Annotated in this window: 7 protein-coding genes and 1 pseudogene; 1 reads left to right on the top strand and 7 read right to left on the bottom strand. The window is 62.6% G+C overall.

What is annotated here, in order from left to right:
• Window positions 1–229 (top strand): annotated as a pseudogene (locus tag F8K16_RS01000) (hypothetical protein); the annotation flags it as partial.
• 1022 nt (window positions 230–1251) lie between these two features.
• On the opposite strand, the gene moaC reads toward F8K16_RS01000, so the two are convergent.
• The 7 genes from moaC to soxC all read right to left on the bottom strand — a co-directional run bounded on the left by moaC (window position 1252) and on the right by soxC (window position 7430).
• Window positions 1252–1743, bottom strand: a complete 492-nt coding sequence (moaC, locus tag F8K16_RS00995) for a cyclic pyranopterin monophosphate synthase MoaC (protein ID WP_294945706.1) — start codon at window positions 1741–1743, stop codon at window positions 1252–1254.
• Complete coding sequence (gene glp, locus F8K16_RS00990; protein WP_294945704.1) at window positions 1740–2945, bottom strand: gephyrin-like molybdotransferase Glp; 1206 nt, start codon at window positions 2943–2945, stop codon at window positions 1740–1742. The genes moaC and glp overlap by 4 nt, the downstream gene beginning before the upstream one ends.
• Window positions 2946–3060: 115 nt before the next feature.
• Window positions 3061–3519, bottom strand: a complete 459-nt coding sequence (gene moaE, locus F8K16_RS00985) for a molybdopterin synthase catalytic subunit MoaE (protein WP_294945701.1) — start codon at window positions 3517–3519, stop codon at window positions 3061–3063.
• A 1-nt stretch (window position 3520) separates the two neighbouring features.
• On the bottom strand, window positions 3521–3772 hold the full coding sequence (moaD, locus tag F8K16_RS00980) for a molybdopterin converting factor subunit 1 (RefSeq protein WP_294945698.1): 252 nt from the start codon (window positions 3770–3772) through the stop codon (window positions 3521–3523).
• A gap of 18 nt (window positions 3773–3790) precedes the next feature.
• Window positions 3791–4789 (bottom strand): GTP 3',8-cyclase MoaA, encoded by a 999-nt coding sequence (gene moaA, locus F8K16_RS00975; RefSeq protein ID WP_294945695.1) that lies wholly within the window; start codon window positions 4787–4789, stop codon window positions 3791–3793.
• Between the two features lie 234 nt (window positions 4790–5023).
• The gene (locus F8K16_RS00970) at window positions 5024–6091 is read right to left on the bottom strand and encodes a cytochrome c (RefSeq protein WP_294945693.1); all 1068 of its coding nucleotides are present in this window, start codon (window positions 6089–6091) and stop codon (window positions 5024–5026) included.
• A complete protein-coding gene (gene soxC, locus F8K16_RS00965) occupies window positions 6078–7430 on the bottom strand; it encodes a sulfite dehydrogenase (RefSeq protein WP_294945690.1) in 1353 nt (450 codons plus the stop codon). Before soxC ends, F8K16_RS00970 begins: the two co-directional genes overlap by 14 nt.
• Between the last annotated feature and the right edge of the window lie 49 nt (window positions 7431–7479).

Genomic DNA, 7479 nt, shown 5'->3' with positions numbered 1-7479 from the left:
GCCCATGGTGGACCTGGTCAACCAGCTGCCTCTGTCCGAGCCGATGAAAAAGGCCCTGACCGACATGGAAGGCGCCATGGGTCAGGCGCTGCGCATCGTACGCAGCCTGGAGCAGGGCAGCACCGACTGGGCCTCCCTGCAGTTCGAGGATCAGGACATCATGAACATCTCCATGTTCTACATGACCGCCAACACCTGGGCGCAGCAGATCCTGGGCACCATTCGCTGAACCGGCATCCGCCCGGCCTTTTACCGAACGCCCGCCATGCGGGCGTTTTCATTTCTCCGACACCTGCCAGCTCCGGCCTCGCTCGGAGTCTGCCTCCATCTCTCCCCGCCCGGATGAGTTCGGTGTGCAGACACGCGACGGCCTGAACCGCCCCCCTCACCACGACCCACCCACCATAACGCGGGCTATGCGCCATCACACTCCGGCACGGCTCCGCACGCCATGCTGAAACCGGGACCATGTGTTGTAAGACGGTCCCCCCCACTCACCACACAACCACCCGACCCACACCCCTGGCCGTACCTTCAGCACACCCGGACCGCCGGAAGACGGGGTCTCCCCCATTTTTGCAAGATGCCTTTCTGCCGCGCCGCAAGCGGCCCGGAAAAATGCCGGCCTGCCCGCTCCAGACCCCGAAAAACCGCTTTTCAACGGGGTCTCCCCCCAATTTTGCAGGCCGCACTTTTCGCCGCCGGCGCGGCGCTCGGTAAAAATGGGGGAGACCCCGTGGTTCCGGGGCTGTTCGGCAAAGTCGGGGCGGTTGCATGTGTGAAGCGTCTGGCCGTGAAGGTGCATCTTGCGTGCGAGCGGATAAAACAGTGAGAAGGCTCGCGACGCCGGGCGTTTTTGCTGTATCTCACTTCTTTTCCAGAATGGAAGCGGAACACGCCTGGCGCGCTGGAGAACGACCGGGCAGAATCGGGGGAGACCCCGTATGACGGCGCTGTCGGCATTGCAGGTGTGCGCTGTTCCTCAATTCACGGGGACAGAGCGCACATGAAGGGAGAAGGCTCAACAGGGCATGAAAAAGCCGCCCGCAGCCGGCTGGTCGGAATGATGACGGAGGAGCGTCGGCTCAGGAGCTCTTCGGCGGTTGCCGCTGAATGGGCACAGCGGCCTGAACGGATCAACATGCATGCCCGGATGAGGCGCCGCTCTGCCGCGGGACCTCGGTCAGACCCTCATCGTCCGGGTCAGCACACGCACCCTGTCGCAGCATGGGCAACAGGCAGCGCAGCGCTCTACACTTCATCCGCCCGGCGCACCCAGTGGCCGGACTTGCCGCCCTTTTTCTCCAGCAGGCGCACGTCGGTGATGGTCATGCCCCGATCCACTGCCTTGCACATATCATACAGAGTGAGCGCGGCGGTGGCGGCGGCGGTGAGCGCCTCCATCTCCACGCCCGTCTGCCCCTTGAGCTTGCAGGTGGCCACAATATGCACGGCAGCAGGCTCCCCCGGCTCCGGGGTCAGCTCCACCTTGACGGAGGTGAGCAGCAGCGGATGGCACATGGGAATCAGCTCCCAGGTCTTCTTGGCCGCCATGATGCCGGCGATGCGGGCGGTGGCCAGCACATCGCCCTTCTTGTGGCGTCCTTCGGTGATCATGGCCAGCGTCTCCGGCTGCATGAGGATGCGCGCCTCGGCGCTGGCCTCGCGGAAGGTCTCCGCCTTGTCGGTCACATCTACCATGCGCGCCTGGCCGCGCGCGTCGATATGGGTCAGCTCGCTCATGGCATCAGTCCCGCAAAAGGATGGAAGTCGATCCTGTCACCCTCAGAGACGGTCGTCTCTTCCGGGATGACGGCAAAGCCTTCGGCCCACTCCACCGAGGTGAGCACACCGGAGCCCTGATTGGGATAGAGCACGGCGTAGGTCTCGCCTGCGCGGTTCTCCAGCCGGGCGCGGGCGAAATCCCTGCGCGGACCGGGGCGGCTGCGCTCAAAGCCCGCGCGCACCCGGATCGGCTCAGGGAGAGCCACCCGCTCGCCGGCGGTGGCACGCAGAAAGAACTGGGCGAACAGATGGAAGGTGGCGAAGGCGGAGACCGGATTGCCCGGCAAACCGATAAAGGGTGTGCCCTTCACCTCTCCATAGGCCAGCGGCTTGCCCGGTTTCATCTTCACCTTCCACATATCCAGCGAGCCCAGCCGCTCCACCGCGGGCTTGAGGTGATCCTCCTCGCCCACGGAGACGCCGCCGGTGGTGAGGATCACATCCGCCCGCTCCGCCGCCTGTTCCAGCGCGGTCACGGTGGCCTCCAGCGTGTCTTCCACCTGACCCAGGTCGATCAGCACCACGCCCAGCTTTTCCAGCAGCGCATGGAGCACGAAGCGGTTGGAGTTGTAGATCTGCCCCGTTTTCAGCGGCTGGCCGGGCATGACCAGCTCGTCACCCGTGGTGAAGGTGGCCACCTTGAGGCGACGGAAGACGGTCACCTCCGACCGGCCGATGGAGGCGATCAGCCCCAGCGTCTGAGGCCTGAGGCGGGTGCCTGCGGACAGCAGCACCTTGCCGGCCTCGATGTCCTCGCCGGTGCGGCGGATGTTCTGCCACGGCTTGACCGCCGGCGGGGTGAAGGAGACGGTGCCGTCCTCGTGCATGACCGCCTCTTCCTGCGGAATGACCACAAAGGCGTTGTCGGGCACGAAGGCGCCGGTAAAGATGCGCGCGACGGTGCCCTTTCTGTGCGGTTCGGGCGCATGGCCCGCCGGAATGCGCTGACTGATCTCGAAGCGCCGCTCGGGGGCGTAGTCCAGCGCGCACAGAGCGTAGCCGTCCATGGTGGATACCGGTCGGGGCGGGACGTTCATCTCTGGCGTAATGTCTTCGGCGAGCACGCGCCCATGGGCCGCTCCCAGCGGCACCACCTCAGTCTCGGCAAGCGGGATGACCGCGTCCATCAGCTGTTGCCAGGCCTGTTCAAAGGTCAGCATGGGGTCCTCTCTCGTTCAAGGCTGTGGCGTGATTGTAATCCGGAGCAGGATGGGTGTTATCGGCAAATGTGCCATGCCCTTGTGCACTGACGACACCCCTCAAAAGGACGCGCACTCATTCCGCCCAGCGCTCGGCTGCGGCGCGGTCGCTGTCGCGGGCGTCCACCCAGCGGTGGCCGTCCGGGGTCTGCTCCTTCTTCCAGAAAGGAGCGCGGGTCTTGAGGTAGTCCATGATGAACTGGGCCGCCTCGAAGGCGTCCTGCCGGTGGCGGCTGGCGGTGGCCACCAGCACGATCTGATCCTGCGGCTGCAGCGGCCCGACCCGGTGGATGATGAGACTGTTTTCCAGATGCCAGCGGCGGTGGGCCTCGTCGCGGATCTCATTGAGCGCCTTCTCGGTCATGCCTGGATAGTGTTCCAGCTCCAGGGTGGCCACCGTGTCCCCCTGGTTGATGTCGCGCACCGTACCCACGAAGGTGACCACCGCGCCGATGTCGGCTCTCCCTGCGCGCAGACGCGCCACCTCGGTGGACAGATCAAAGTCTTCCGTCTGCACCCGCACCCAGTCACTCATGTCAGCCTCCGGTCACCGGCGGGAAGAAGGCCACCTCGGCGCCATCACGCAGCGGCGTGTCCCGGTGGGCGACGGTCTGGTCCACCGCCATCTGCAGATGGGAGTTGTCACACAGGGCCTGTTGCCACCGGGGGCCGCGGGCACACAGTTGATCGAGCAGTTCGCCTACGGTGGCGGCATCGGTGTTGAACTGTTCATTAGCGGTGCCCAGCTGTTCGCGCAGGCTGGCGAAGTAGAGAATGTTGACGATCATCGGTTCCTTCCTGTGCCCTCAGCCGCCCAGATTGACCATCTGGCGGAATTCGATGTTGTGGATGTTCTCGTTGAAGTGGTGCCGTTCCGGCTTTTTTTTGATGGCCTCGATGATGAGGCTCTTCAGCCCCTCATCGCTGATGCCCTCCCGCAGTGGATCCCGCAGGTTGACGCTGTCCTCCTGCCCCAGGCACAGGGCCAGCACGCCACGGGCGGTCAGGCGCACCCGGTTGCAGGTCTCGCAGAAGTGCTGAGAGACGGCGGAGATGACGCCGATTTTCGTATCGCTCTCGCCGATGCGGAAGTTACGCGCCGGGCCATCATGGGAGCGGCTGGCCAGCGGGATGAGCTCGTCGCCCACATGGGCACGCACCCGTTGCAGGATCTTCTCCGCCGGATAGTGCTGATCCATGACGCTGATGCCGGCCGGACCGATGGGCATGGTCTCGATAAAGCGCACTTCCACGCCCTGGGTGCGGGCGAAGTCCACCATGGCTTCGATCTCATCATCATTGGTGCCCTTCATCACCACCATGTTGACCTTGACCGGATTGAGACCCACTTTCTGCGCCGCTTCGATGCCACCGAGCACCTTGATGAGATCGCCGCCTCGTGTGATGGCGGCAAAGCGCTCAGGCTTCAGAGAGTCGAGTGAGACATTGATCCGGTCAAGGCCGTCTTCCGCCAGCTGGCGAGCGTGGCGGGCCAGATGGTGGGCATTGGTGGACAGGGCCAGATCGATGATGCCGTCAATCCGGCCGATACGCCGGACAATCTCGGGCAGGTCCTTGCGGACGAGCGGCTCGCCGCCGGTGAGGCGGATCTTTCTGACGCCCAGTTCGGCAAAGGCACGCACGATGCGTTCGATCTCGTCGGCGTCCAGATATTCGGTGTGGCGCCCTTCCGGATGCACGCCCTCAGGCGGCATGCAGTAGCCGCAGCGGTAGTTGCACTTGTCGGTCACCGACACGCGCAGATACTCGATGCGGCGGTTGAAGGGGTCGATGAGCTCGGCCATGCGTTATATCCTGCGGGAAATAACGCTATTTTAGGGAAAACTGATGCGCTTGCAACACGGTTCCAGCTGTTTGCCGCAAGCATGTACAGCTTCGATGATTGAGGTGCATGACGCCATGGAATGAAAACGGGCGCACAGTAAAGGGAGAGACGCGGACGCCTGGCATGCCGCACAAAGAAAAAGCCCGCCGGATGGCGGGCTTGACACGGTTCAGGATCGTAAGGTTGAAGAACCTTAGAAGCCTTTGTGGCCAACACCCGGAGGTGCTTCGTGCAGACGCTGGTTGACGTTGTACTGCAGGGTACCGTCAGGCAGCGTGCGCGCACGGCGATAGTGGTGAATGTCACCGGCGCCATCGCCAACCAGGTAGTCCGGGCAATCCTTCATGCAACGCTTGTTGTGGGTGATCGGTCGGTGATCACAGAAGAAGTTGCCCTGGTTCTTCATGTACTTGTTGGCAGCGATGACCACCTGCGGGGTCGCCTTTTCATCATCTTCCAGTTCACGACCTTCGTCATCCAGCGGAATGGCGTTGGCCTGGATCAGATAGGCCGCGATGCCATAGTAGCCCGCATCACCGATGGCCGGAGAGTTGGGCGACCAGAACGGCATGGCGCGACGGCTGTAGTCAAAGATGGTGGTCGCATAGGGCCAGTAGTTGCCGATGGTCTTCATGGGCGCGGGATCACGGAAGTCGGAAGTCACCAGATCCTCGTCCACAGCCAGCGGCAGATAGCCCTTGGCGCCTTCACCGAACTCGCCGTGACACATGCCGCAGAACTGGACATAGATTTCGCCGCCACGCTCCACGGTGACATACTTGTCTTCCGGCAGGATCGGGAAGCCGTTGCCATCGCCGTCAACGTTGATGTCCCACGGCTTGACCGCTTCTTCGGAGATGGGTGTACCGAAGCCATTGGCCACATAGTCGGCCTTCATGTTCTTCTCGGCACTGTCCCACACCTCGACGAATGCCTTCGGCACCTTACACTGGCTGTTGCCGTGCGGGCCGCCGTCGATGGCATCATCCACTTCAAAGGAGTACGGGTTGCTGGGATCCATCTTGGCGCGCAGGGAATTCACGTCCGCGCCCAGGATCTTTTCCATCACCTCGCGGTCCAGATACTTGCCGCCATTTTCCTTGATGATTTCGCGGTAGTTGGCGGCCCACTTGCCATCGGTCTTGCCCGCTGCAGCCTCGGTGGACTTGCCGCCGGAGCTGGAGGACATGGCCAGCGCAGAGCCCGCCGCCATGGTGGCCGCAACAGCCACCGCAATCAGGGATTTCTTAGTACTGAACATTTTCAATCAAGCCTCCATTCTTGCTGTTCCAGGCATGCACGCGCCAAGTCACCATCGCGGTGCGGTGGTAAACGTTGTTGGTACCCTCGATGGCACGCATCTGCGGCATGGGCGGCTGTACATAGCCGGTCTCGTCGGTGACACGGCTCATCAGGAAGGCTTCACTGCCGTCCCAATCCCACTCGATCTCGAAGCGGGTCCACGCCTTGTCCAGAACCGGAGAGGTGAAGTGAGCCTCGTGCCAGTTCTTGCCACCGTCGAAGGAAACGTCAACATGAGCCACCTTGCCACGGCCGGACCAGGCCAGACCGCGCACATAGTACTTGCCGGGGCCCTGCATCTTGAAGTCCGGAGACGGATAGGTGATGACGGAGTTGGGCTCCATGTACCAGGAGAAGCGCTGAGCAGTGCCGTCGGGCATCAGCTCGGTGTACTTGGAGGTTTCCTCACGGTGCTGCAGCGGCACATCGGAGACCTTGATGCGGCGCAGGTACTTGACCCACATGTTGGCTTCACAGCCGGGCACTACCAGACGGATGGGATAACCCTGCTCGCGACGCAGCGGCTCACCGTTCTGAGCGTAGGCCACGAAACAGTCGTCCATGGCGATTTCCAGCGGAATGGAGCGGGACATGCCGGAGGCATCCGCACCTTCCGGAATGATCCAGCGCGCCTTGTCCAGCTTGATGCCCGCTTCCTTCAGCAGGTCGGACAGACGCACACCGGTGTATTCCACACAGGACATCATGCCGTGAGTCCACTGAACGGAGTTCAGCTGCACACCCTTCCATTCCATCGCGCCGTTGGCCGGACACTCGATGAAGTGAATGCGAGAGATGGAGGGGAAGCGCTTCAGATCGTCAACGGTGAAGATCAGCGGACGCTCGACCAGGCCATGAATGACCAGACGATGATCCTTGGCCTTGATGTCAGCCGCACCACCGTGGAAACGTTCGAAGTGCAGACCGTTGGGGGTGATGATGCCGTGCAGGTGCTGCAGCGGGGTCATGGTGATGGACGCCATGGAGTCGGGCGTCAGCCACTCCAGCGTGCGACGCTGAATATAGCTTACGTCAGGAGAAGGCACGCCATAGGGATACTTGCGCACACCGAAGCCCAGACGCTTGCGCCAGGGACCATCCTTCAGGGGCTCGGTGATTTCCTTCTTGCCCGCGTAGGGTGCTACCGCCTTCTTGGGATCGTAGTCGGCAGAGGCGGCCTTGGTGAACAGCACACCGCCCGCGACCGCCGCGGTGCCTTTCAGAAAGGCGCGGCGGCTCTGGTTGCGGCTTTCCTCGGTAGGCAGCGCAACCTTTTCTTCTACACGCTTATCAGTCATTGATAGTGCTCCTTGATTGGTATTCTTGCTCTGTAACACCAACACTTTA

Source organism: Sulfurivirga sp., assembly GCF_015490265.1.
Lineage (GTDB): Bacteria > Pseudomonadota > Gammaproteobacteria > Thiomicrospirales > Thiomicrospiraceae > Sulfurivirga.
The sequence above is the reverse complement of the archived record's forward strand: the minus strand, read 5'-3'. Positions and strand labels throughout refer to the sequence as shown.

What these genes read in the sequence shown, in the direction of transcription:
- moaA (WP_294945695.1), bottom strand. Translation starts at nt 4,789, where the DNA reads ATGGCCGAGCTCATCGACCCCTTCAACCGCCGCATCGAGTATCTGCGC.
- F8K16_RS00970 (WP_294945693.1), bottom strand. Translation starts at nt 6,091, where the DNA reads ATGTTCAGTACTAAGAAATCCCTGATTGCGGTGGCTGTTGCGGCCACC.
- soxC (WP_294945690.1), bottom strand. Translation starts at nt 7,430, where the DNA reads ATGACTGATAAGCGTGTAGAAGAAAAGGTTGCGCTGCCTACCGAGGAA.
- moaE (WP_294945701.1), bottom strand. Translation starts at nt 3,519, where the DNA reads ATGAGTGACTGGGTGCGGGTGCAGACGGAAGACTTTGATCTGTCCACC.
- glp (WP_294945704.1), bottom strand. Translation starts at nt 2,945, where the DNA reads ATGCTGACCTTTGAACAGGCCTGGCAACAGCTGATGGACGCGGTCATC.
- moaC (WP_294945706.1), bottom strand. Translation starts at nt 1,743, where the DNA reads ATGAGCGAGCTGACCCATATCGACGCGCGCGGCCAGGCGCGCATGGTA.
- moaD (WP_294945698.1), bottom strand. Translation starts at nt 3,772, where the DNA reads ATGATCGTCAACATTCTCTACTTCGCCAGCCTGCGCGAACAGCTGGGC.